Raw genomic sequence first — 23,704 nt, 5'->3', positions numbered from 1 at the left:
GTTAAAGAGCAGTTGCGCCGGGCTTTCGCTCCGGTCGCGAGGTGGCGTATGTTACGCTTTCCTCTTTCAGAGTCAACCCCATTTTTTAGGCGTTTTCTCTTTCGGCCCGGCCTTCACTTTCGTCTGCGCCGTGTCGATGGAGGCGCATTATAGGGACTGCTGCGCCCCTGACAAGCAAAAATTAAGAAACTTCGATCAACCGCTCAATTTACGAGCGAAAGCGCTATTTTGCTCTGTTTCTGATAGCCGTTGGAAGTTCTGCCAGGCTATCGATAACCCAGTCCGCTAACTGTTCGCTTTCCTCAGTTACTGGCTTACCGGTGCGTACTAATACCCGCGTCCCAACTTTTGCAGCGGTCGCGGCCTGCATATCTTCTGTCTTATCGCCCACCATATACGATGCTGCCATATCGATATTAAGATAATCGCGGGCCGTAATGAGCATCCCCGGTTGCGGCTTACGGCAATCACACGCCTGTCGGTAGGCTTCAACGCCTGCTTGCGGATGATGCGGACAGTAATAAATACCATCCAGATCCACGCCGCGATCGGCCAAAGACCAATCCATCCATTCAGTGAGCCGTTCGAACTGCGTCTCACTGAATAAACCGCGGGCAATCCCCGATTGATTAGTCACCAGCACTAACGCAAATCCCATCTCTTTTAATTCACGTAGCGCATCAATAGCTCCATCAATAAATTCAAAGCTTTCGATTTCATGCACATAACCGTGATCAACATTAATAGTGCCATCACGATCGAGAAATATAGCGGGGACAGATTTAGTCACCAGGCGCTCCTGAGATTGAATATGAATAATGTTGCCTATGATATCGTCGCAATGATTTCCGGGCCACAAACAACGCGCTTCTTTAGATAAAACCTTTCATTTTGCCGCTTCTCTTAAAAAGGATGAGTGGCGAATAAGAGACAGATTGATTTAGACGTCTGGATGCCTTAACATCCATCCATCGCGGACTTTGAACCCAGTCGAACAATACAAAATGCCACGGCAACATTTTATAAGATAAAAATAATCTAATGATTAAACTTTCCAGCATCACCAAAGTATTCCAGCAAGGGAATCGACATATTCAGGCGTTAAAAAATGTCAGCCTGCACGTCCCCGCTGGGCAAATATTTGGCGTTATCGGCTCTTCCGGCGCCGGGAAAAGCACGCTGATTCGCTGCGTGAATCTTCTTGAACGGCCTACTTCCGGCGAGGTACTTGTTGACGGCAAAGATCTCACGGCAATGAGCGAAGCGCAGCTTACGAAAGCTCGTCGCCAAATCGGCATGATATTTCAGCATTTTAACCTGCTGTCTTCACGTACGGTTTTCGGCAATGTCGCGCTTCCGCTTGAACTTGATAATACTCCGCGTAGCGAAGTTAAACGCCGCGTAATGGAGCTTCTTGAGCTGGTAGGGCTTGCAGAGAAGCATGACGCTTACCCGGCCAATCTATCCGGTGGGCAAAAACAGCGCGTCGCGATTGCTCGCGCTCTGGCGAGCAACCCTAAAATATTGCTGTGCGATGAGGCCACCAGCGCACTGGACCCCGCAACCACGCGCGCTATTCTGGAGCTATTAAAGGATATTAACCGCCGCCTGGGGTTAACCATTCTACTGATTACGCATGAGATGGACGTCGTAAAACGCATTTGCGATCGAGTTGCAGTGATTAGTGACGGCGAGCTTATTGAACAAGACAAAGTCGGTGAAGTCTTTTCTCATCCTAAAACCCCGCTGGCGCAACAGTTTATTCAATCAACCCTGCATTTGGATATTCCTGATGACTATGCCCAGCGGCTCAGCGCACGGCCCCAGGACGATATGATGCCACTTATGCGCCTTGAGTTTACCGGCCAATCTGTCGATGCCCCGCTGCTGTCGGAAACCGCCCGCCGCTTCAATGTTAATAACAACATTATTAGTGCGCAGATGGATTACGCCGGCGGCGTAAAATTCGGCATCATGCTGGCGGAAATGCACGGAGAACAAGAAGATACTAACGCTGCCATTGCGTATTTGCAGCAGCATCACGTAAAAGTAGAGGTGCTGGGTTATGTCTGAAGCAATGGTTTGGCTATTAATCCGAGGCGTCTGGGAAACGCTGGCGATGACGTTCGTTTCCGGCTTCTTTGGTTTTGTATTAGGCCTGCCGCTTGGCGTGCTGCTATATATCACTCGCCCCGGGCAAATCAGCGCCAACGCGCCGCTATACCGTATTATTTCAGCGCTGGTTAATATTTTCCGCTCAATTCCCTTTATTATTCTGCTGGTGTGGATGATTCCGTTTACGCGGGCTATTGTTGGCACCTCTATTGGGCTTCAGGCGGCAATTGTACCTTTAACCGTCGGTGCGGCGCCGTTCATCGCCCGTATGGTGGAAAACGCCCTGCTCGAAATTCCCGGCGGGCTTATCGAAGCGTCTCGCGCAATGGGCGCCACGCCGCTACAGATTATCCGCAAAGTCTTACTGCCCGAAGCGCTTCCTGGTCTAATCAACGCCGCGACTATCACGCTGATCACCCTTGTTGGCTACTCGGCGATGGGCGGAGCCGTCGGTGCCGGTGGCTTAGGCCAAATTGGCTATCAATACGGCTATATTGGATATAACGCTACGGTGATGAATACCGTACTGATTCTCCTGGTATTACTGGTTTACATTATTCAGTTCGCAGGCGATAACTTTGCACGTGCCGTAACGCGAAAATAACGCAACGTCGTATTCAACACCTACAGAAGGAAAGACTATGTCTCTGAAATTTAAGGCCGTGGCCGTGATTGGTACGTTGATAGGCGCGCTGACTCTGGCTGCCTGCGGTCAGGAAGAAAAAGATCCTAACCATATTAAAGTCGGCGTTATTGTCGGTGCAGAACAGCAGGTTGCTGAAGTCGCACAGAAAGTCGCTAAAGATAAATACAATCTCAACGTCGAGCTAGTGACGTTTAACGATTATGTTTTGCCGAACGAAGCCCTGAGCAAAGGCGATATTGACGTGAATGCATTCCAGCATAAACCTTATCTGGACCAGCAAATTAAAGATCACGGCTATAAGCTAGTGCCCGTCGGCAGTACATTTGTTTACCCGATTGCCGGTTATTCGAAGAAGATTAAATCACTGGATGAACTTCAATCCGGTGCGCAAATTGCGCTTCCAAACGATCCTACCAACTTAGGGCGCGCCTTACTGCTATTGCAAAAAGAAGATCTAATTAAACTGAAAGAAGGCTCCGGGTTGTTGCCTACGGTGCTGGATGTGATTGAGAATCCTAAAAATCTGAAGCTGGTCGAACTGGAAGCACCGCAGTTACCGCGCTCGCTTGACGACGCACAAATCGCACTCGCCGTGATTAATACCACCTACGCCAGCCAGATTGGCCTGACGCCGGCAAAAGATGGGATTTTTGTTGAAGATAAGGATTCCCCTTACGTTAATCTGATCGTGGCGCGGGAAGATAATAAAGACGCTGAAAACGTGAAAAAATTCGTGAAAGCCTTCCAGTCAGACGAAGTATCAGAAGCTGCTAATAAAATTTTTAACGGTGGTGCAGTAAAAGGCTGGTAAACCACTATTAACATTTTTCGTATAAAAATAAACAAGACAGGCGCAAGCCTGTCTTGTTATTTATGCGAGAGATTGTTTCAATAAGCCCCGTTTGATTATTCATTGAGGAAGACTTATGCGTGCTTTACCGATCTGTTTATTAGCACTCATGTTAAGCGGCTGTTCATTGCTAAGCAGATCCCCCGTGGAGCCCACGCAGAGCACGGCAGCACCGGTTAAACGCCAGCCCGTTAAGCCAAAGATTGCGCGCCCGGCGCCCGTCAAAATTTATACCAATGCAGAAGATTTGGTCGGTAAACCGTTTAAAGATCTCGGAGAAGTCACCGGAGAATCCTGCCAAATGAGCAATCAGGATTCCCCACCCAATATCCCGACCGCGCGTAAGCGGATGCAGATCAATGCTGCGAAAATGCACGCCAACGCCGTGCTTCAGCATAGCTGCGAAGTCACCAGCGGCACTCCGGGCTGTTACCGCCAGGCCGTATGTCTGGGTTCAGCGTTAAAAGTAAGCGCGCAATGACCGGTTATAACGTCAACCAGATTGGCGTTATTCGATCTCCCTATAAAGAAAAGTTCGCCGTTCCGCGCCAGCCAGGTCTGGTCAACAGCGCGGATGGCGAACTTCACCTGCTTGCCCCGTGGAATCATCCCGATGCCGTGCGTGAGCTGGAAGGCTTCAGCCATCTGTGGGTGCTGTTTATTTTTCATCACACCATGGATAAAGGCTGGCGCCCCACCGTGAGGCCGCCGAGGCTTGGCGGTAATACGCGCGTAGGGGTATTTGCTTCGCGCTCCACATTCCGCCCCAACCCTATTGGAATGTCGCTGCTAGAGCTGAAAGCCATCTGTTTCGGTAAAACCGGGCCGGTACTTAAACTGGGGGGCGTCGATTTAGTCGATGGAACTCCCGTTATTGATATAAAGCCTTACCTTCCTTTTGCCGAAGCGATTCCTGGCGCGCGCTCTGGATACGCACCGGAGGCACCCACCGCCAATATGCCCGTGCGCTTTACCCCTGAAGTGATGCAACAGCTGGCCGTGCTGGCACCGCGCTACCCTACGCTGAAGCAGTTTATTTGCGAGGTGTTAGCTCAGGACCCACGTCCCGCCTATCGCAAAACGGACGCCAGGGATAAAACCTACGCCGCCTGGCTCATGGATTTCAACGTGCGCTGGCGTATCGATACGCTGGGCGCTGAAGTGTTTGCACTTGAGCTAAGTTAATTTCCCGCCCCTCTCTTTTGGCAACTCTGCCACACTGGTAAACTAAACCACTTTTTTGCATCAGGTCGCTTTAGGCCTGCGTTCGTTTGTCCATATGGAACCTGAATAACATGCGTACTAGCCAATATATGCTCTCCACTCTGAAGGAGACCCCCGCCGACGCCGAAGTCATCAGTCACCAACTGATGCTGCGCGCCGGGATGATCCGTAAGTTAGCCTCCGGGTTATATACCTGGCTGCCGACCGGTCTGCGCGTTCTTAAAAAAGTCGAAAATATCGTGCGCGAAGAGATGAACAACGCCGGTGCGATTGAGGTTTCCATGCCGGTGGTGCAGCCTGCAGACTTATGGCAGGAAAGCGGCCGCTGGGAACAATATGGCCCGGAATTGCTGCGTTTTGTCGATCGCGGCGAGCGCCCGTTCGTATTGGGCCCCACTCATGAAGAAGTGATTACCGATTTAATACGCAATGAGCTGAGTTCCTATAAACAGCTCCCGCTTAACTTTTTCCAGATCCAAACTAAATTCCGCGACGAAGTACGCCCGCGTTTCGGCGTGATGCGCTCACGCGAATTTATTATGAAGGATGCCTATTCATTTCATACTTCGCAGGAATCTCTGCAGGCGACATACGACACCATGTATGAAGCCTACAGCAAGATCTTTACCCGCATGGGGCTTGATTTTCGGGCGGTTCAGGCGGATACCGGCTCCATTGGCGGCAGCGCATCTCACGAATTCCAGGTACTGGCGCACAGCGGCGAAGATGACGTTATCTTCTCTGATTCATCCGACTATGCGGCGAATATCGAGCTGGCCGAGGCCGTCGCGCCCGCAGCGCCCCGGGCTGCGGCGACCCAAGAAATGACTCTTGTGGATACGCCAAAGGCAAAAACTATCGCCGAGCTGGTTGAGCAATTTGCTCTGCCGATTGAAAAGACGGTGAAAACTCTGCTGGTAAAAGCGGCCGAAGGTAGCGCGTATCCGCTGGTTGCTCTGCTGGTTCGCGGCGACCATGAATTAAATGAAGTGAAAGCGGAAAAACTGCCGCAGGTCGCCAGCCCGCTAACATTCGCCACGGAAGAAGAGATTCGCGCCGTAGTTAACGCTGGTCCTGGCTCCCTCGGCCCGGTGAATATGCCGGTACCTGTGGTAATTGATCGCACCGTTGCCGCGATGAGCGACTTCAGCGCTGGCGCGAATATCGACGGCAAACATTATTTCGGCATTAATTGGGATCGCGACGCGGTTACCCCAGAAGTTGCAGACATTCGTAACGTTGTCGCCGGCGATCCCAGCCCGGACGGCAAAGGAACGCTGCTGATTAAACGCGGCATTGAAGTCGGCCATATTTTCCAGCTTGGCACCAAATACTCAGAGGCGATGAAAGCCAGCGTTCAGGGTGAAGATGGACGCAACCAAATCCTGACAATGGGCTGTTATGGTATTGGTGTCACGCGCGTCGTTGCCGCTGCCATCGAGCAAAACTACGATGAGCGGGGCATCGTGTGGCCAGAAGCCATTGCGCCTTTCCAGGTCGCCATTCTGCCGATGAACATGCACAAGTCCTATCGCGTTCAGGAGTTGGCGGAAAAACTGTATGCCGAGCTGCGCGCCCAGGGCGTAGAAGTGCTGCTCGACGATAGAAAAGAGCGCCCCGGCGTTATGTTTGCCGATATGGAACTCATCGGCGTGCCGCATACCATCGTGCTGGGCGATCGCAATCTCGATAACGACGATATTGAATATAAGTATCGCCGCGAGGGCGATAAGCAACTGATTAAAACCGGCGATATTGTTGAGTATCTACTATCCCGCATCCGCGGCTAACAGCATCGTAAATTGGCCCGCCTTTGGCGGGCTTTTTTAGCAACCTCAAATGTATTTCGCACAATACATTAATTATCGCAGTCTTTTCCCGGGATGAATTGCCCATTCTCATCGGCAACAATCGCCAGGCGCATAACGCCGGTATCTGAATTTTCTTCCAGAGTGAAATGCGCTTTAACGCTCACCAATACCGGTGCCATTGAGGCATCACGAGATGCGCTATATCCAAGCTCAAGCTGTGGACTATCGGTCACCAGAAAGGTGCGTCGCGTGGCGCAATCAGTAATAATTGCCACATCAGCCATATATTTATACATCCCTTTCATCACGACAGACGTCGCCTGCGGACGTATCTGCTGAATGGCCGTTAGGCGATAAACGGGCGAGGTCGGATTACCGTGAACATCCAGCGCCTCCAGCCCATTATTATCCGGGCGAAAATAGAGTTTGTTCTGTTTGGAATCGGTCAGCACCAGCTTATCCGCGGTACGCGCCCAGGTGCCATAGCTCACGGCATCGGCGGAAGCGATACCTTTTTGATAATGGCGATTAATCACCCAGTCGCCATTTTTATCTAAAAATAACGTGGTCTCAATGCCTTCACAATCGGCGCAGGGAAGTACACCGCGATAGCTCTGCTGCATCGGCTTAAGTTCCTGAACCTGTGCCGGAATATCCGTAACGCGGTGGTTACATCCTGCAAGCAGAAAGAGTAGGCCTGACGCCAGCGCCGCGCCCGCCGCATAGCCCGTCTTTTTCATCTCCTTTCTCCCATAGTCCCTTTACGCTTAATCTCCGCGATCGCGCACTTTTCCGCGCAGCGATCTAACCGCTGAGCGGCGCGATTTCGCATCAAGCCTCCGTTCTTTTGAGGCTCGGGTTGGCCGCGTCGCCTTACGGCTCTTTGGCACTACGGTCAGCTCCTGAATCAGTGCCGCCAGCCGCGCTATCGCCGCCTCTTTATTCATTTCCTGGCTACGGTACTCCTGCGCTTTGATAACGACAACGCCTTCCGGGGTAATCAGATGATGAGAAGCGGCCAGCAGCCGTGATTTCCAGACCTCCGGCAGCCGGGAAGCGGCAATATCAAAGCGCAAATGGATAGCCGTAGAGGCTTTATTTACGTGTTGCCCACCGGCTCCCTGGGCGCGGATAGCGCTGAGCGTATACTCATCATCCCCAATACTCACACCGCGTCCGAGCGTAATCATGCCGCGCTCTGCCAACGTGTCAGACGTAGCTCCAGGTGAGTTTGCGCATCTGAAAGCCAGATAACGCCTTCCTGCAGCGTGGCCTGTAGCGCCATATTTCTATCCGCCAACGCGCTCAACGCCGCCAGTTGCTCATCATCCAGATACCATAACGTCAGGTTCTTATACTGCGATAGCGCGGCCTGCTGCTGCTGCCACCAAACCTGCGCCGCGCGACTGTTATACGCAAATAAAACCACTTCAGCCGCTTTGCGGGTCGCCTTTTTCAAGCGCCGTTCATCAGGCAAGCCTAGCTCAACCCAGAGATCTACACCGCCATGATCGTTACAGAGCCAAATCTCTGGTTCCTCATCCGCGCACAGCCCGCGCGTAAATGCCAGTTTCTCATCGGCATACACTATCCATGCCAGCAAACGCAGCATCATACGCTGCTGCGTTTCTGAAGGGTGGCAGGCGAGCGTCAGGCTGGTCTCAAGAAAGCGATTGCGATCTAAATCGGCAATGCTCACCGCTGCTTTATAAATTGTTGCCTTTAACGCCATGTTAACCTCTCTTACGGGAACGGCATTGTACCTTTTAAAAATGCACCGCGCCCGTCAATCCGCGCCTGGTTTCTGCGTAAATAATCATGTCAGCGGCTACGGAAAAGCGGCACCATCTTGCTAAACCGAAGCGAACTTCGTAGGCTTAACAAGCACCTTATGCACAATCCCAATTCGGGACGCTGACAGGAGGGCCTATGGAGCAATATTGTGAATTAATACGCCGCCGCTACGCCGGGGTAGCCAGCGGCGAGCTCGGATATATCCCCGATGCTCTAGGTTGCGTATTAACGGTTCTGAATGACATCGCTGGCAACGATGCGCTTTCAGAGTCAATCAGGGAACAGGCAGCTTACGCTGCCGCTAACTTACTGGTGAGCGATTATGTCAACGAATGATGTCTACCACCCCATCAATTGCGATGATTATGACAATCTGGAACTCGCCTGCCAGCAACATATGCTGTTAACGCTGGAACTTAAAAACGGCGAAACGCTACAGGCCAAAGCCGATGCTCTGGTAACGCGAAAAAACGTGGAATATCTTCTGGTCGATAACGCAGGAACCGTGCGCGAACTGCGGCTCGATACTATCAGCAAATACAGTAATCCTCAGCTTGGCGAGATGATCGTCAGCGAGTAATACCTCCCTCACGCAGTAAAGCCGCCTTCCCTGCGAAGGCGGCTTTACTATTGTTGCTAAATTACCTGATTAAGCGCCTGACAAAAGGCGCCTCGCGCTGTAGGCGCTACCCCCGAGTCAAGAAAAGAAAAAGCCCCGCTCCATAAGCCAGCGCTTAAATAGTTGATAAAATAATGGCTTGAGACACTCTTTGATACTTATTAATCCACCGCTTAACGACGTGCGCGCATCGCCCCACGGCGGTTACGCTTGCATTACCCTGCTCGCGCTGTATGCATACGCGCTCGCTTACTGCACCCACGAGACCAAATCGTCGCTACTCTTTTTGCGAGGAATACCAGGCGGCCAGATTCGCGATATCTTCATCGCTCAGGCTACTTACGTACGCTCTCATTATTTCTGCCTGCCCGCCGTGCCGCTCGCCGTTTTTATAGGCATGCAGCGCGTGCGCCAGATAATTTTCGCTCTGACCGGCAAGAGTTGGATAAATGGGCGCAGTCGACTTTCCATCATCGCCGTGGCAGGCGGCACAGGTCACGGCTTTCTTTGCACCGGCCTGAGGATCGCCCTTTGCCATAGCCATAAAACTGCACAATAGTATGCTACTTAGCACCAGCCCAGGTTTTTTCATCATAACTCTAACCCCTTATGCCAATAGAGATAGCCACATTGCCCAATTGGCGCTGCTCCCTCCCGGGTGACGAATATCCCGGGCGCGGCAATCAGACAATCATCATAAAACAGTAGGGGAACCGCACCTCGTAGCCAGGGGGCAATGCCCAACTCCTGCCACAGTTTTTTTAAGGTTCGCCCTCGCTCTCGCCCAACGATGTGCAGCCTGCCTTCGGCGTGAAACCTGACGCTAACGGTTTCATGCGATAACGGGAAACGCACCGGCGCACCGCCCTGCTGCCAGCAAAGCTGCCCCAATCCTCCCGGCAGCGTTAATGGCTGTGAATGTTCATGCCAGACAATGGGGGTGGATGAGAACGCAGGTATACAAGGAATACGCCATAGCGCGCCCCGCCAGCGCCGAATTTCATAATGCCCCAACTGCAGGCGGGGGCTGGCATCCTGTCGCGCGCAGGCAACTTCGTGCCAAATCCGCGTCAATGCATCCCGAGAAGGCATTTCCGCGCCCAGACTACTGAGCCAGCGCCGAAGCAGCGCCCCGCGCCGGGCCTCGCTTTTATCGTTCAATGCCGCTATCCGCAATGATCCTTGCGCCGTTGTCGCAAGCGCCAGTTCATCGGCAAGGAGTTCATTCAATAATGACTCCTGCTCGGCGCACAGCGCGGCGCTACGCGCAGCGGCGTCGGTAAAATGCGGCCAGCGCGCCGTCAGTTGAGGCAAAATCTGCTGGCGCAGGAAATTGCGTTCAAAACGGACATCCGTATTGCTATCGTCTTCAACCCAGACAAGTTGGTGCATGGAGGCCCACTGTTCCAGATTAATGCGAGCAACATCCAGCAGCGGACGTAATAATTCTCCGCCGGCGAACGGAGTGCTCATCGGCATCGCCGATAGCCCCGCAGGGCCGCTACCGCGTTTTAATGCCAGCAGCAAGGTTTCACACTGATCGTCCTGGTGCTGGGCAGTTAGCAGGGTCTCCCCTGGCAATAACGCCCGCGCCAGCGCCGCGTAGCGTGCGTCGCGAGCCTGGGATTCGATGCCTTTACCATTCGAAGTAAGCGTCACGCGCTCCACGCACAGCGGGACTTGCCATTGCTGGCACTGGTGCGTGCAGTGCGCCGCCCATTCATCCGCGTGCGGGCTTAGCCCGTGATGAATATGCATAGCGCGCAGCGTAATATCCGGATAACAGTGACGTAGCTGAACCAGTTGATGCAGTAATACCGTAGAATCCAGACCGCCGCTGTAGGCGACCAGCAAATGCCGGCGTGCGCCGAGACGATGATGCAGCTGTGGGGGTGTCATAGTATGGAAAGATTAACAGACATAGCGGCACGTTACCGGGCAACTTCCGGCAACGCAAGTCTTACTGTTGGTACAGCTCTAGCGGCAAACCATCCGGATCGCAAAAAAACGTAAATCGTTTTCCCGTCAGTGGATCCAAACGCACCGCTTCACAGGCTACACCCAGTGAGAGTAGCTGCTTCATCGCAAGGTCGACATCGTCGACGCTGAAAGCTAAATGGCGTAAACCGCAGGCTTCCGGCTGACTCACGCGCGCCGGTGGCTTTGGAAATGAAAACAGCTCAATGGCATAAGCACCGTTAAGCGCTAAATCCCCTTTCCAGGAGTCGCGCGCCTCGCGGTAAACTTCGCTAAGTAGCGTAAACCCCAGAATATCGCAATAAAACGCCTTACTGCGGGCATAATCGCTCGCAATAATCGCGATGTGGTGCACCTGGTTTAAATTCAGCATTAACGTCTCCTTCAAGGGCAGCAAATCAGGTAATTACGGCGAAGTCTCTGTAATAGACGTCAGGCAAAACGCATTGGATTTGCCTGACGGCTTAAAGCCAAAATCAGGCTAGTACGCCGATGGTTGGCTTTAGTCGTTTATTCTGCGGGCGATGCAATTCACAATAGAGAAGAGAAAATCCCCGTAAAACGCACTTTGCGCATACTCCCGCGGGATAAACTGACGGCCTTAAATCAAGCCGCATCGGGTTCTATTAAAATTAATAGCCCACTTTGTAGATGCCACAGGAGAGCGTTTACTATCGGCAATAAATATCCGCCTTCATACAAGGCAGCTTTGATTTCGCCCCACAGAGATGTATCAAAACCCTTACCGCCACTCCTGGAAGTATTAAAACCCCGCGCGATAATAAAGCTGAGCCAAAACCCGCTGATGACCGCGCCCGCAGGAGGTGAATTTCAGTTAGCAATAAAAAAACCGGCCCAAAAGGAGCCGGCTGCATAGTCTATTTTTAATCAGGCGTAGCCGTAGCTCATTAAACGCTGGTAGCGGCGGTTAAGTAAATCTTCAGTTCCCAGCGTATCAAGATCTTCTAAATCCGCCAGTAGCTGTGCCTTAAGCGCTTCCGCCATTGCTTCCGGATTACGATGAGCGCCGCCAAGCGGTTCCGGGATAACGGAATCAATAAGCTTCAATTCTTTCAGACGTGGCGCAATAATGCCCATCGCCTCTGCTGCCAGCGGCGCTTTATCCGCACTTTTCCACAGAATAGATGCGCATCCTTCCGGAGAAATCACCGAATAAGTGCTGTACTGCAGCATATTGACTTTATCGCCGACGCCGATAGCCAGCGCGCCGCCGGAGCCGCCTTCACCGATCACCGTGCAAATTACCGGCACTTTTAACCCCGACATTTCACGCAGGTTACGGGCAATCGCCTCTGATTGCCCGCGCTCCTCGGCGCCAACGCCGGGATAAGCGCCTGGGGTGTCGATAAACGTGATGATAGGCATCTTAAAGCGTTCGGCCATTTCCATTAACCGTAAAGCTTTACGATAGCCTTCTGGGGCTGGCATACCAAAATTACGGCGAATTTTTTCTTTTGTCTCACGGCCTTTTTGATGGCCAATGACCATTACCGGGCGCCCGCTCAGGCGAGCGATGCCGCCCACAATTGCTTTATCATCCGCGTAGGCGCGATCGCCTGCCAGCTCATCGAAATCATCGAACGCCATACGGACATAATCCAGCGTATATGGCCGCAGCGGATGGCGCGCTAACTGCGCGATTTGCCACGCCCCTAAATCAGCAAAAATTTTCCGCGTCAGTTCTACGCTCTTTTCGCGCAGGCGGTAAACTTCTTCATCTATATTAATATCCAGCGCTTCATCCTGACGGCTCACCGCGGTCAGGGAATCGATTTTCGCTTCCAGCTCTGCAATCGGCTGTTCAAAATCAAGGAAATTCAGACTCATAGTATTCCTGTATTAATCAAACTCCAGTTCCACCTGCAGCGAACCTGGCAAACGGTATCGCCTTCACCCGCCAAACCTGGCGGATGAAAGGCTAAATCTTAGGCGTCCATTACACCGGCAACCGGCGCTTAGAATGCCTCAGACGTTAGTCAAACTCTAAATCCACCTGTTCTGCACCCACCAAGCCACGCAGATCGTTGAGTAAACGGTCGTTTGGCGACACGCGCCAGGCTGCCCCAAAACGCAGACGGGCGCGTGCATCAGCCCTCTGATAATAGAGGTGCACTGGAATTGTCCCCGAACGGTACGGCTCCAGAGATTGTCGGAGACGGTTTAAAAGTTGGTCATCAATTTGCCTGTCTGTCAGCGAGATAGCAAGCCCGCGCGCATATTTTTCACGCGCCTCGTCAATATCCATGACTTCACGGGCGGTCATTTTAAGGCCGCCGCTGAAGTCATCAAAGCTGACCTGTCCGCTCACAATTAAAATTCGGTCTTTTTCCAGCAAATGCTGATATTTTTCCAGCGCATCGGTAAATAGCATCACTTCCAGTCGCCCGGAGCGGTCATCCAGAGTACAAATGCCAATACGATTGCCGCGCTTAGTCACCATAATACGCGCACCAAGCACTAATCCTGCGGCGGTAGTCACCTTTCCGCGATCGGTTGGGTGCATATCTTTTAGCCGCACCCCGCCGACATAGCGCTCGATCTCTTTTAAATATTGGTTGATCGGATGACCGGTAAGATACAGACCCAGCGTTTCACGTTCCCCGTCCAGAACAATTTGCTCCGGCCAGCGCTGGCAATTCGCATAAGAGCGCTCAACCTCTTCCGGCTCTTCAGCCAGCACGCCAAACATATCTGCCTGCCCGATAGCCTCGGCTTTAGCGTGTTGATCCGCCGCCTTCAGCGCCGCAGGCAGCGAGTTCATCAATGCCGCACGATGCGGGCCCAGGCGATCGAAGGCACCGGACATTACAAGCTTTTCCATCACGCGTTTGTTGATTTTTTTGGTATCAGTACGCGCACATAAATCAAACAGCTCGCGGAAGTAACCGCCTTCGTTACGCGCCTCAAGGATTGCTTCAATCGGCCCTTCACCCACGCCTTTAATAGCGCCAATCCCGTAAACTATTTCACCTTCATCGTTAACGTGAAAATGATACAGCCCTGAGTTAATATCCGGCGGTAGAATTTTCAACCCCATACGCCAGCATTCATCTACCAGCCCCACCACTTTCTCGGTGTTATCCATATCGGCAGTCATAACGGCTGCCATAAATTCAGCGGGATAATGTGCTTTTAGCCACAGGGTCTGATACGAGACCAGCGCATACGCGGCGGAGTGCGATTTGTTAAATCCGTAGCCAGCAAATTTCTCTACCAGATCAAAGATTTTTATCGCCAGTTCGCCGTCAATGCCGTTTTTACGCGCCCCTTCTTCAAATACGGAGCGCTGCTTGGCCATCTCCTCCGGCTTTTTCTTACCCATCGCACGGCGCAGCATATCCGCGCCGCCGAGAGTATAGCCAGAAAGCACCTGGGCAATCTGCATCACCTGTTCCTGATACAAAATGATGCCGTAAGTTGGCTCCAGTACGGGCTTCAGGCTTTCATGCTGCCACTGAACGTCCGGATAGGATATCTCCTCACGACCGTGTTTACGGTCGATAAAGTTATCCACCATTCCCGACTGCAGCGGGCCAGGACGGAACAGCGCTACCAGGGCTATCATGTCTTCGAAGCAGTCAGGCTGCAGGCGCTTGATCAAATCTTTCATACCGCGAGATTCAAGCTGGAAAACGGCGGTCGTTTCCGAACGCTGCAGCATATCGAAACTTTTTTTGTCATCCAGCGGGATCGCGGCGATATCCAGCGGCGGCTCACCTTGCTTTTCCCGGCGCGCATTAATCATTTCCAGCGCCCAGTTGATGATGGTAAGCGTGCGCAAGCCCAGGAAGTCGAACTTGACCAGCCCGGCATATTCCACATCATTTTTATCAAACTGGGTTACCGGATGCTGGCCGGCTTCATCGCAATAGAGGGGCGCAAAGTCCGTTATTTTGGTCGGCGCAATTACCACGCCGCCCGCGTGTTTCCCTGCGTTACGCGTGACCCCTTCCAGCTTGCGCGCCATATCGATCAGCGCTTTTACTTCTTCGTCTGCGTCGTAGATTTCCGGTAGCTGTGGCTCTGCCTCAAACGCTTTCGCCAGCGTCATTCCGGGGTCAGGCGGCACCAGCTTAGAGATCCTGTCTACAAAGCCGTAGGGGTGCCCTAATACGCGCCCGACGTCGCGGATTACCGCCTTCGCCGCCATGGTACCGAAGGTAATAATTTGCGAGACCGCGTCGCGCCCATACATATCCGCAACGTGCTCAATAACCCGATCGCGTTTCTCCATACAGAAGTCAACGTCAAAGTCTGGCATCGACACGCGTTCAGGGTTAAGGAATCGTTCAAACAGTAAATCAAATTCCAGCGGATCGAGGTCCGTGATTTTTAACGCATACGCCACTAACGAGCCAGCGCCGGAACCGCGCCCTGGTCCAACCGGCACACCGTTATCCTTCGACCACTGGATAAATTCCATTACGATGAGGAAGTAGCCGGGAAATCCCATCTGGTTAATTACCTGAAGTTCGATATCCAGGCGTTCATCGTACGGGGGACGCTGCTTTTGCCGCTCATCCGGGTCCGGATAAAGAAATGCCAGCCGCTCTTCCAGCCCTTCCTGCGATTTCTTCACCAGAAAATCTTCTGTCGACATTTCTCCGGTGGGGAACTGCGGCAGAAAATATTCGCCGAGGCGGACGGTCACATTGCAGCGTTTGGCGATTTCAACGCTGTTTTCCAGCGCTTCAGGAATGTCAGCAAACAGCTCGCACATCTCTTCTTCGCTGCGCATATACTGCTGCGGTGAATAGTTGCGCGGCCGCTTGGGGTCGTCCAGGGTAAAGCCATCGTGGATAGCAACGCGAATTTCGTGCGCGTCGAAATCATCGCTATTGATGAAGCGCACATCGTTGGACGCCACAACCGGAATACCGCTTTTTTCCGCGAGTTCAACCGCCGCGTGTAAATAGCGCTCTTCGTCCGGGCGCCCGGTACGAGTCAGCTCCAAATAGTAGCGTTCCGGAAAATATTCCTGATAGAAAGCGAGGCACTGTTCCGCCAGCGCCGCGTTACCGCGCAGCAGGCTTTTTCCCACATCGCCCATGCGCGCGCCGGAGAGTAAAATTAATCCCTCATTCAGTTCAGCCAGCCATTCTTTATCAATCCAGGGCCCCGCCGCGCCGTAGCCGCGCTGATAGGCGCGAGATATCAGTAAAGTGAGATTTTGATAGCCGGTATTATTGGCCGCTAGCACCGTCAGCTGATTAAACTCGTCGCCCAAGAGCGCGTTAGCTACGTGAAAATCGGCGCCAACAATAGGCTTTATACCTACCCCATGGGCGCCGCCATAAAACTTCACCAGGCCACACAAATTAGTAAAATCGGTAATGGCTATAGCAGGCATTTCAAGCGAGGCCGCTTTTTTCACTAAAGGGCCGACCTTCGCCAGCCCGTCGATCATCGAATAATCGCTATGAATGCGCAGATGAATAAAACGAGGTTCAGCCATAGTTCTCCCAGCAAGAATCAGGAAACCAGACCCAGCGCCCGCTTGACGGGAGCAAAGCTTCGGCGATGGTGCTCGGTCGCGCCATGTTGCGCCAGTTTCTCAAGGTGGAAAGCCGTTGGGTAGCCTTTATGCTGCGCAAATCCGTATTCAGGATAAACGCGGTCCAGTTCGGCCATTTCTCTATCACGGGTAACTTTCGCGATGATTGACGCGGCGCTAATTTCTGCCACCCGGCTGTCGCCTTTGACTACCGCCATACTCGGCATCGGCAGGCTGGGGCAACGATTTCCGTCTATCAGAACATACTCGGGAATAACGGGCAGCGCAGCGACGGCTCGCTGCATCGCCAGCATCGTGGCGTGCAAAATATTCAGCCGGTCTATTTCCTCCGGCTCGGCGCGACCAACGCTCCAGGCCAGTGCCTGCTCGCAAATCAAGGGGTACAGCGCCAGACGCCGTTTTTCGCTAATCGCTTTCGAATCGGCAAGCCCGGGAATTGGGCGTTCAGGATTGAGAATCACCGCCGCGGTGACTACCGCACCAACCAGAGGGCCGCGCCCAACTTCATCAACGCCGGCGACTAAGTGTGTATGGGGATAAAGAAAAGTAGTATCCATCATTTTGCAAGCTCCAGCACGGCCTGTACCGCCTGTTCATCGGCGTTACAGCGAATTTTCTGGTGTAACTGACGAAAAGTGTCGTGCATCTGGCGGCTGGTTTCACCGCCATCAAGGAGCGGCGCCAGCGCGGCAGCCAATAGCGCCGGCTGGCACTCATCCTGCAGTAACTCTTTCACCAGCGCTTTACCTGACAGCAAATTAGGTAATGATACGTATTCGGTTTTTACCAGACGCTTTGCCAGCCAGAAAGTCACGGGTTTCATACGATAGCCGACCACCATCGGGCATTTAGCCAGCATGCATTCCAGCGCCGCGGTTCCGGAGGCCAATAGCGCGGCATCGCTGGCGATCATCGCCTCGCGCGCCCTGCCGTCCAGCAGATGTATATTTAACTCTGGCGCGACTTCGGCTTTGATTTGTTCAAATTGCTCGCGCCGCTTCTCGTTAACCAGCGGCACGACGATTTCCAGATCCGGACGTTCCACCCGCAATAGCTGCGCCGTATGCAGAAAGTCGGCGCTCAGCATTTCAACCTCTGCGCCCCTGCTCCCCGGCAATAGCGCCAGGCAACGCGCGTGAGGGGCTATTGCCAGCGCTTCCCTCGCGGCCAGCTTATCCGGATCCAGCGGCATAGCATCAGCCATCGTGTGGCCGATAAAGCGGCAAGGCACGTGATATTTATCGTAAAACGCTTTTTCAAACGGCAGAAAAGCCAGCACTAAGTCAGTGGCTTTACCTATTTTGAAAACCCGTTTCTGTCGCCACGCCCATACGGAGGGGCTGACATAATGAATGGTTTTAATCCCGCGCTTTTTTAAATTGCCTTCAAGCGTCAGATTAAAATCCGGTGCATCAATGCCAACAAAGACATCAGGTCGCAGTGCGGTAAAACGCCGGGTAAGGTCCGCGCGAATATGAAGCAAGCGGCGCAGGCGTCCAAGAACTTCAACGATGCCCATCACCGCCAGCTCTTCCATGTCATACCAGCTTTCACAACCTTCCGCCTGCATGCGTGGGCCAGCCACGCCGACAAAGCGTGCGTCAGGCACCTGGGCCTTTAATGCGCGAATTAAACCCGCGCCTAAAATGTCACCGGAGGTTTCACCAGCCACCAGTGCGATGGTTAATGGGCGTGACGTGGACATTCAGCGAATCATACCGCGCTTAGAGCGGGCAAAAAATTCCGTAAAACGTTTCAGCTCTGCGTGCTGCTGCGCCAGAGTTTCGATTTCCGGGCGCACTTCATCCAGCGTCTTACCGCTACGGTAGAGCAGCTTGTAGACATTGCGGATCGCATGCATCGCTTCTTTACTGAATCCTCGACGCTTTAATCCTTCCAGATTGACGCCAAACGGCCCGGCGTGATTTCCCTGAGCGATGATATAAGGCGGCACATCCTGAGCCACGCCGGAACAGCCGCCTACCATAACGTGAGCGCCAATGATGCAGAACTGATGAACCGCCGTCATACCGCCAATGATAGCAAAGTCGTCAACGGATACATGGCCCGCGAGGGTCGCGTTATTTGCTAGAATGCAGCGATCGCCTACCGTGCAATCATGTGCGATATGCACATTGACCATGAATAAGTTGTCGCTCCCGATGCGGGTTAATCCGCCGCCCTGCGTTGTCCCTCGATGCACGGTGACGCTTTCGCGTATGCGATTACGATCGCCAATTTCAACGCGGGTCGGTTCGCCTGCATATTTCAGATCCTGGTTAGCTTCGCCAATTGAGGCAAACTGATAGATCTGATTCTCACAGCCTATTTTCGTATGACCATTAACTACAACGTGGGATTTCAGCTCAGTGCCTTCGCCAATTTCAACGTTAGGCCCCACAAGGCAAAATGGCCCGATATGGACGCGGGCGCCAATGACTGCGCCCTCTTCAACGATCGCAGTAGGGTGGATAAAGGCGGATTTATCAATCACGTATTAGGCCTCCCGGTTACGGGCACACATCATCGTCGCTTCACAGACAATCTTACCGTCAACCGTTGCAACGCCTTTAAAGCGCGTCACACCGCGGCGGGTCTTTTCAAAGGTGACTTCCATAATCATCTGATCGCCCGGCACAACCGGACGCTTAAAGCGAGCCTCATCGATGCCAGCAAAATAATACAGCTCGCCCGGTTCCAGTTTACCGACGCTTTTAAACGCCAGAATGCCGGTAGCCTGAGCCATCGCCTCGAGAATTAATACGCCCGGAAAAATAGGCTTACCAGGGAAATGTCCCTGGAAGAACGGTTCGTTTACTGAAACATTCTTTACCGCGCGCAAAAAACGCCCTTCTTCAAAATCCAGCACGCGGTCAACCAGCAGAAACGGGAAACGGTGCGGTAAAAGCTCCAGAATCTCGTCAATGTGCAGTGTATGAGTGTCAGTAGTCAAAATACGCTTCCTGTCTAAATATAGATAAAGGCAATAATAACACGGCCTGCGGCGATACGACGATCGCTGGCAGGCCGCGAAACATGGGCTTGCGCCCGGGCATAATGAGCGCGCTTAGTCCTGACTGGCTTTACGTTCCAGCGCCTTCAGGCGTTTGCTCATATCATCAATATTCATCACCAGAGCAGCGGTTTTACGCCAGGCTTTGTTCGGCTGCAGCGGGATACCGGAGGAGTAAACGCCAGGTTCTGTAATCGGGCGCATAACCATTCCCATACCGGTGACGGTCACTTTATCGCATATTTCCATATGCCCGTTAATGACGCTGGCGCCACCAATCATGCAATAACGACCGATTTTAAGGCTACCGGCCATGATAACGCCCCCGGCTACGGCCGTGCCATCGCCAATCACAACGTTATGTGCGATTTGGCATTGGTTATCAATAATTACGCCATTGCCGATTTGGGTGTCATCCAGCGCACCGCGATCGATAGTCGTGCAGGCACCAATTTCAACGTCATTACCAATAAGCACGCGCCCCAACTGGGGGATTTTTACCCATACGCCGCGATCGTTCGCATAACCAAAACCATCTGCACCAATGACGGTACCAGACTGGATCAGGCAGCGCTCGCCTATCGCGATATCATGATAAATGCTGACATTGGCCCATAACCGCGTACCTGCGCCAATGCGCGTATTTTTTCCGATAAAACAGCCGGGACCAATTACTACGCCATCGCCCAACTCTACGCCAGATTCGATAACCGCATTCGCGCCGATAGCAACATTCGCGCCGAGCCGTGCCTGCGCATCGATAACCGCGCTGGGCGCAATATTTTGCGCAGGTTGAGGCGTGGTATCCAGGATTTGCGCCAGGCGCGCGTAGGTTAGGTAAGGATTTTTTACTACCAGCGCCGGACCGTGCGCCCAGGGTAGATCTGCTTCAGTCATTACTACCGCCGCCGCACTGCATGTTGCTAACAGTTCGCGATAGCGGGGGTTCACAATAAAAGTAATCTGACCATCTGCTGCAGATTGCATAGACGCAACGCCGGTGATGGCGATATCGCCATCACCGTGCAATTCCGCATCTAGCCGCTGCGCCAAATCAGCCAGTCGAATGGAATGCATGAATTATTTAACCTGCTTCAGTACGTCAGCGGTAATGTCTTTCACATCGCTGCTGTTATACGCCACGGTGTTAGCATCCAGAACCAGATCGAGGCTCTGATCGTCCGCTACTTTCTTCACAGCGCTCTGAATGCGCGTTACAAGCTTGCCACGCTCTTCGTTAGAACGACGCGCGCGATCCTGCTCAAACGCCTGCGCTTTGCTGGAAAACGCTTCGCGTTTAGCCATCAAATCTTTTTCCATGCTGGTACGCGCGCTGGCTTTCATGGTTGAACCATCACGCTGCAGTTGCTGCATTTTGCCCTGAAGATCGCTCTCCATACGCTGCAGTTCACTGGCTCGGCCTTTAAATTCATTTTCCAGCGTTTTAGAAACGCCGGTTTTCTGTGCAACCTGCTGAAACAGGTTTGCCATGTTTACAATAGCAATTTTATCTGCTGCCTGCGCAGATGCCGCCATTGCCAGACCCAGACTCGCTGCAATTAACCATTTTTTCACATTAAACTCCTTACCATCCCATACATACCCAAAGTAGCTTTAACGAAGCGGAGAAGATCTTCGCCGCTTCGCTGTAAGGCAAACACATTCCATTGCGCGGGACAATTACCAGGTTTTACCAATGTTAAACTGGAACTGTTCCGCTTTGTCTCCATCGTATTTTTTGAACGGTTGGGCGTAGGAGAATACCAACGGCCCCAATGGCGACATCCACTGTAAAGCAATACCGGCAGCCATACGAATGTTGCCCGGATCGCTGTAGTCAGGAATACCTGCCGCGCGCGTTGCCGCGGTGTTATCCCAATTGGTATCCCACACGGTGCCCGCATCAACAAACAGCGAGGTGCGCACCGAATTAGCGTATTTTTCGCTCAGGAACGGCGTTGGCGTTATCAGTTCAAGGCTTGCTACGCCCATCGCATTACCGCCGATAGCATCGTCGGAATTACACAACGATCCCGAACCGCAGTTATCGTTATTTGGACCGTAGTAAGCCGCTTTCGGACCGATGTTATTGGACTGGAAGCCGCGAACGGTACTGGAACCACCGGCGTAGAAGTTCTCATAGAACGGCAGCTCTTTTCCGCCCAGACCATCGCCATAACCCCACCGCGTGCGACCGAGGACAACCCACTTATGGTCGTCATCAATAGGCAGATAAGTGGCTGTATCCAGCGTGACCTTATAGAACTCATTATCAGAGCCAGGGATAGTGACTTTACCATTCAGGTTGACGCGCGAACCTTTGGTCGGGAAGTATCCGCGGTCAAGGTTGTTGTAAGTCCAGCCATAGTTAAAGGTAAAATCATCCGCAGAGAAGTCATTATCATCTTTTGACTTGCTCGGGTGTTCGCCCTGACCTTCCAGGTAACGCCACATAGCGACCTGAGGCTGCATATCAGACAAGTCGTTATGCACATAACCCAACCCTACACGCAGCGTATTGTACTCATTTATCGGGAAGCCCAGCGTCCCATCGAGCCCATAGCTGGTATTAGTGTAGGTGGAAAGATCCGCGTCGTCCGCTTTAAAGTCGTTATAGAACAGGCGCCCGCCCAGGCTTACGCCATCAACGGTAAAATACGGGTTGGTAACGGCCAGTTCTGCATAAGTTTGATAGTCGTTTTTCGTACCGTTGATGCCAACGGAGTAACCGGTTCCTAACCAGTTATCCTGCTGAACGCCGGCCTGGAAGCTCACGCCGCTTTCGGTGCCGTAACCCACGCCAAAGTTAAGGCTGCCGGTATTGCGTTCTTTCACTTTATAAACGACATCAACCTGATCGGGGCTACCCGGCACGCGCTGAGTATCCACGTCAACCGTTTCAAAATAGCCGGTACGGTTCAGGCGCTCTTTGCCTTGATCGACAAGATCGCTGCCCAGCCACGAACCTTCCATTTGGCGCATTTCACGGCGCAGCACGGTATCTTTGGAGGTATCGTTGCCCTGGAAGCGGATTTTACGCACGTAATAACGATTGCCGGAGTCAACGCTCACGTGCAGTTTAACGGTTTTATCCGCATCGTTAATTTCAGGCTGAGATTGTACGCGCGGATACGCGTAGCCATAGCGCCCCAGAAGCTTTTTAATGTCATCTTCCATGCGGGTCACTTTGGTGCCATTGTACAGCTCGCCGGGTTTTATTTTGGTCAACCCTTCGATTTCCGCCGAGTGGCCCGCCAGGTTGCCGTTCACCTCAACGCCGGAGAGCTTATACTGCTCGCCTTCAGTAATGTTGATGGTGATATAGATACCTTTTTTATCCGGCGTCAGGCTGACCTGCGTCGAATCGATATTAAACCGGGCGTATCCACGATCGAGATAGTAGCTGCGCAAAGCTTCCAGATCGCCCGCCAGCTTCTGCTTCTGATATTTACGATCGCCGACCACATTCCACCAAGGAACCTCATCGCGTAGCTGGAAGTTTGAAATCAATTCTTCGGTACTGAATGCGTGGTTACCGACAATATTGATCTGCTGGATTTTCGCCGAGACGCCTTCCTGGAACACCAGTTTAAGGTCAACGCGGTTACGCGGCAGCGGTGTTACCACGGCTTTCACGCTAGCGCTGTATTTCCCGACGCTGTAGTAGAAGTCTTCCAGGCCTTTTTCAATATCGGCAAGCGTAGTACGATCGAGAGATTCCCCAACGCGAACCCCGGAAGCCTCAAGGTTCTGCTTCAGCATGTCATCCTTAACCGACTTATTACCGGAGAATGTAATGCTGGCGATAGTTGGGCGCTCCTTCACCTGAACCAACAGCGAATCGCCGTCGCGCAGTACTCGCACGTCCTCGAAATTCCCGGTGGCAAACAGTGAACGAATGGTATTACTGATATCCTCATCGTTAACCGTATCGCCAACGCGCACCGGCATACTGAGGAGAGCCGCACCAACGGCGACTCGCTGCAGGCCTTCGAAATGGATATCTCTGACCACAAACCCGTCTGCACCGTACACGGTGGCGCTGCTGAAGAGCAGCGACGCTATGAGCAACTTTTTCATCGCCATCGTTGTTATGCGTTCTTCCTAACCCAGTTCTCT

General features: G+C 52.7%; 24 protein-coding genes. 8 read left to right on the top strand and 16 right to left on the bottom strand.

Annotated features, from left to right (window positions below; all coding sequences use genetic code 11):
- Positions 1-223 precede the first annotated feature (223 nt).
- Complete coding sequence (gene gmhB, locus SFA31_RS07660; protein ID WP_322837453.1) at positions 224-790, bottom strand: D-glycero-beta-D-manno-heptose 1,7-bisphosphate 7-phosphatase; 567 nt, start codon at positions 788-790, stop codon at positions 224-226.
- 251 nt (positions 791-1,041) lie between these two features.
- Here gmhB and metN point away from each other — a divergent pair, with 251 nt between their 5' ends.
- From metN to proS, 6 genes are all read left to right on the top strand, one after another.
- Positions 1,042-2,073, top strand: a complete 1,032-nt coding sequence (gene metN / locus SFA31_RS07655; protein WP_322837452.1) for a methionine ABC transporter ATP-binding protein MetN — start codon at positions 1,042-1,044, stop codon at positions 2,071-2,073.
- Positions 2,066-2,719: a methionine ABC transporter permease MetI gene (locus SFA31_RS07650; protein WP_322837451.1), complete on the top strand. Its 654-nt coding sequence runs from the start codon at positions 2,066-2,068 to the stop codon at positions 2,717-2,719. Before metN ends, SFA31_RS07650 begins: the two co-directional genes overlap by 8 nt.
- A 37-nt stretch (positions 2,720-2,756) precedes the next feature.
- A complete protein-coding gene (locus SFA31_RS07645) occupies positions 2,757-3,572 on the top strand; it encodes a MetQ/NlpA family lipoprotein (RefSeq protein ID WP_322837450.1) in 816 nt (271 codons plus the stop codon).
- Positions 3,573-3,687: 115 nt separating this feature from the next.
- Positions 3,688-4,092 carry an Rcs stress response system protein RcsF gene (gene rcsF / locus SFA31_RS07640; protein ID WP_322837449.1) on the top strand — a complete coding sequence of 135 codons (405 nt, stop codon included), beginning with the start codon at positions 3,688-3,690 and terminating at the stop codon, positions 4,090-4,092.
- Positions 4,089-4,796 (top strand): tRNA (N6-threonylcarbamoyladenosine(37)-N6)-methyltransferase TrmO, encoded by a 708-nt coding sequence (gene tsaA, locus SFA31_RS07635; protein ID WP_322837448.1) that lies wholly within the window; start codon positions 4,089-4,091, stop codon positions 4,794-4,796. The genes rcsF and tsaA overlap by 4 nt, the downstream gene beginning before the upstream one ends.
- Positions 4,797-4,906: 110 nt before the next feature.
- Positions 4,907-6,625: a proline--tRNA ligase gene (gene proS, locus SFA31_RS07630; RefSeq protein ID WP_322837447.1), complete on the top strand. Its 1,719-nt coding sequence runs from the start codon at positions 4,907-4,909 to the stop codon at positions 6,623-6,625.
- Between the two features lie 68 nt (positions 6,626-6,693).
- Here the strand turns inward: proS and SFA31_RS07625 are convergent, their stop codons facing one another.
- From SFA31_RS07625 to SFA31_RS07615, 3 genes are read right to left on the bottom strand one after another with little or no spacing between them, the layout of a single operon-like run.
- Positions 6,694-7,386: a copper resistance protein NlpE N-terminal domain-containing protein gene (locus tag SFA31_RS07625; RefSeq protein ID WP_322837446.1), complete on the bottom strand. Its 693-nt coding sequence runs from the start codon at positions 7,384-7,386 to the stop codon at positions 6,694-6,696.
- 27 nt (positions 7,387-7,413) lie between these two features.
- Positions 7,414-7,836 (bottom strand): alternative ribosome rescue aminoacyl-tRNA hydrolase ArfB, encoded by a 423-nt coding sequence (arfB, locus tag SFA31_RS07620; protein ID WP_322837445.1) that lies wholly within the window; start codon positions 7,834-7,836, stop codon positions 7,414-7,416.
- Positions 7,833-8,378: a YaeQ family protein gene (locus SFA31_RS07615; protein WP_322837444.1), complete on the bottom strand. Its 546-nt coding sequence runs from the start codon at positions 8,376-8,378 to the stop codon at positions 7,833-7,835. The genes arfB and SFA31_RS07615 overlap by 4 nt, the downstream gene beginning before the upstream one ends.
- Positions 8,379-8,575: 197 nt before the next feature.
- Between SFA31_RS07615 and SFA31_RS07610 the strand changes: the two genes are divergently transcribed.
- Both SFA31_RS07610 and rof read left to right on the top strand, forming a co-directional pair.
- Positions 8,576-8,776, top strand: a complete 201-nt coding sequence (locus SFA31_RS07610; protein ID WP_322837443.1) for a YaeP family protein — start codon at positions 8,576-8,578, stop codon at positions 8,774-8,776.
- On the top strand, positions 8,763-9,020 hold the full coding sequence (gene rof / locus SFA31_RS07605) for a Rho-binding antiterminator (protein WP_322837442.1): 258 nt from the start codon (positions 8,763-8,765) through the stop codon (positions 9,018-9,020). The genes SFA31_RS07610 and rof overlap by 14 nt, the downstream gene beginning before the upstream one ends.
- 316 nt (positions 9,021-9,336) lie before the next feature.
- On the opposite strand, the gene SFA31_RS07600 is transcribed toward rof, so the two are convergent.
- The 12 genes from SFA31_RS07600 to bamA all read right to left on the bottom strand — a co-directional run bounded on the left by SFA31_RS07600 (position 9,337) and on the right by bamA (position 23,671).
- Positions 9,337-9,651: a cytochrome c gene (locus tag SFA31_RS07600; protein WP_322839327.1), complete on the bottom strand. Its 315-nt coding sequence runs from the start codon at positions 9,649-9,651 to the stop codon at positions 9,337-9,339.
- Positions 9,651-10,958 (bottom strand): tRNA lysidine(34) synthetase TilS, encoded by a 1,308-nt coding sequence (gene tilS, locus SFA31_RS07595; RefSeq protein ID WP_322837441.1) that lies wholly within the window; start codon positions 10,956-10,958, stop codon positions 9,651-9,653. The genes SFA31_RS07600 and tilS overlap by 1 nt, the downstream gene beginning before the upstream one ends.
- Before the next feature lie 61 nt (positions 10,959-11,019).
- Entirely contained in the window at positions 11,020-11,409 is a 390-nt protein-coding gene (locus tag SFA31_RS07590) for a VOC family protein (protein WP_322837440.1), read from the bottom strand.
- Positions 11,410-11,924: 515 nt separating this feature from the next.
- Complete coding sequence (accA, locus tag SFA31_RS07585; RefSeq protein ID WP_322837439.1) at positions 11,925-12,884, bottom strand: acetyl-CoA carboxylase carboxyl transferase subunit alpha; 960 nt, start codon at positions 12,882-12,884, stop codon at positions 11,925-11,927.
- Positions 12,885-13,029: 145 nt separating this feature from the next.
- Complete coding sequence (dnaE, locus tag SFA31_RS07580) at positions 13,030-16,512, bottom strand: DNA polymerase III subunit alpha (protein ID WP_322837438.1); 3,483 nt, start codon at positions 16,510-16,512, stop codon at positions 13,030-13,032.
- 17 nt (positions 16,513-16,529) lie between these two features.
- On the bottom strand, positions 16,530-17,129 hold the full coding sequence (gene rnhB, locus SFA31_RS07575; protein WP_416208349.1) for a ribonuclease HII: 600 nt from the start codon (positions 17,127-17,129) through the stop codon (positions 16,530-16,532).
- The gene (gene lpxB / locus SFA31_RS07570; protein WP_322837436.1) at positions 17,129-18,277 is read right to left on the bottom strand and encodes a lipid-A-disaccharide synthase; all 1,149 of its coding nucleotides are present in this window, start codon (positions 18,275-18,277) and stop codon (positions 17,129-17,131) included. The genes rnhB and lpxB overlap by 1 nt, the downstream gene beginning before the upstream one ends.
- Positions 18,278-19,066: an acyl-ACP--UDP-N-acetylglucosamine O-acyltransferase gene (gene lpxA / locus SFA31_RS07565; protein WP_322837435.1), complete on the bottom strand. Its 789-nt coding sequence runs from the start codon at positions 19,064-19,066 to the stop codon at positions 18,278-18,280.
- 3 nt (positions 19,067-19,069) lie between these two features.
- Positions 19,070-19,525, bottom strand: a complete 456-nt coding sequence (fabZ, locus tag SFA31_RS07560) for a 3-hydroxyacyl-ACP dehydratase FabZ (RefSeq protein WP_322837434.1) — start codon at positions 19,523-19,525, stop codon at positions 19,070-19,072.
- Between the two features lie 114 nt (positions 19,526-19,639).
- Complete coding sequence (lpxD, locus tag SFA31_RS07555; protein ID WP_322837433.1) at positions 19,640-20,662, bottom strand: UDP-3-O-(3-hydroxymyristoyl)glucosamine N-acyltransferase; 1,023 nt, start codon at positions 20,660-20,662, stop codon at positions 19,640-19,642.
- A 3-nt stretch (positions 20,663-20,665) separates the two neighbouring features.
- Positions 20,666-21,160, bottom strand: coding sequence for a molecular chaperone Skp (skp, locus tag SFA31_RS07550; protein ID WP_322837432.1), 495 nt, complete (start codon positions 21,158-21,160; stop codon positions 20,666-20,668).
- Positions 21,161-21,265: 105 nt separating this feature from the next.
- Entirely contained in the window at positions 21,266-23,671 is a 2,406-nt protein-coding gene (gene bamA, locus SFA31_RS07545; RefSeq protein WP_322837431.1) for an outer membrane protein assembly factor BamA, read from the bottom strand.
- Positions 23,672-23,704 lie beyond the last annotated feature (33 nt).

It is taken from the genome of Erwinia sp. HR93 (assembly GCF_034555055.1).
Taxonomy (GTDB): Bacteria; Pseudomonadota; Gammaproteobacteria; order Enterobacterales; family Enterobacteriaceae; genus Apirhabdus; species Apirhabdus apintestini.
The sequence above is the reverse complement of the archived record's forward strand: the minus strand, read 5'-3'. Positions and strand labels throughout refer to the sequence as shown.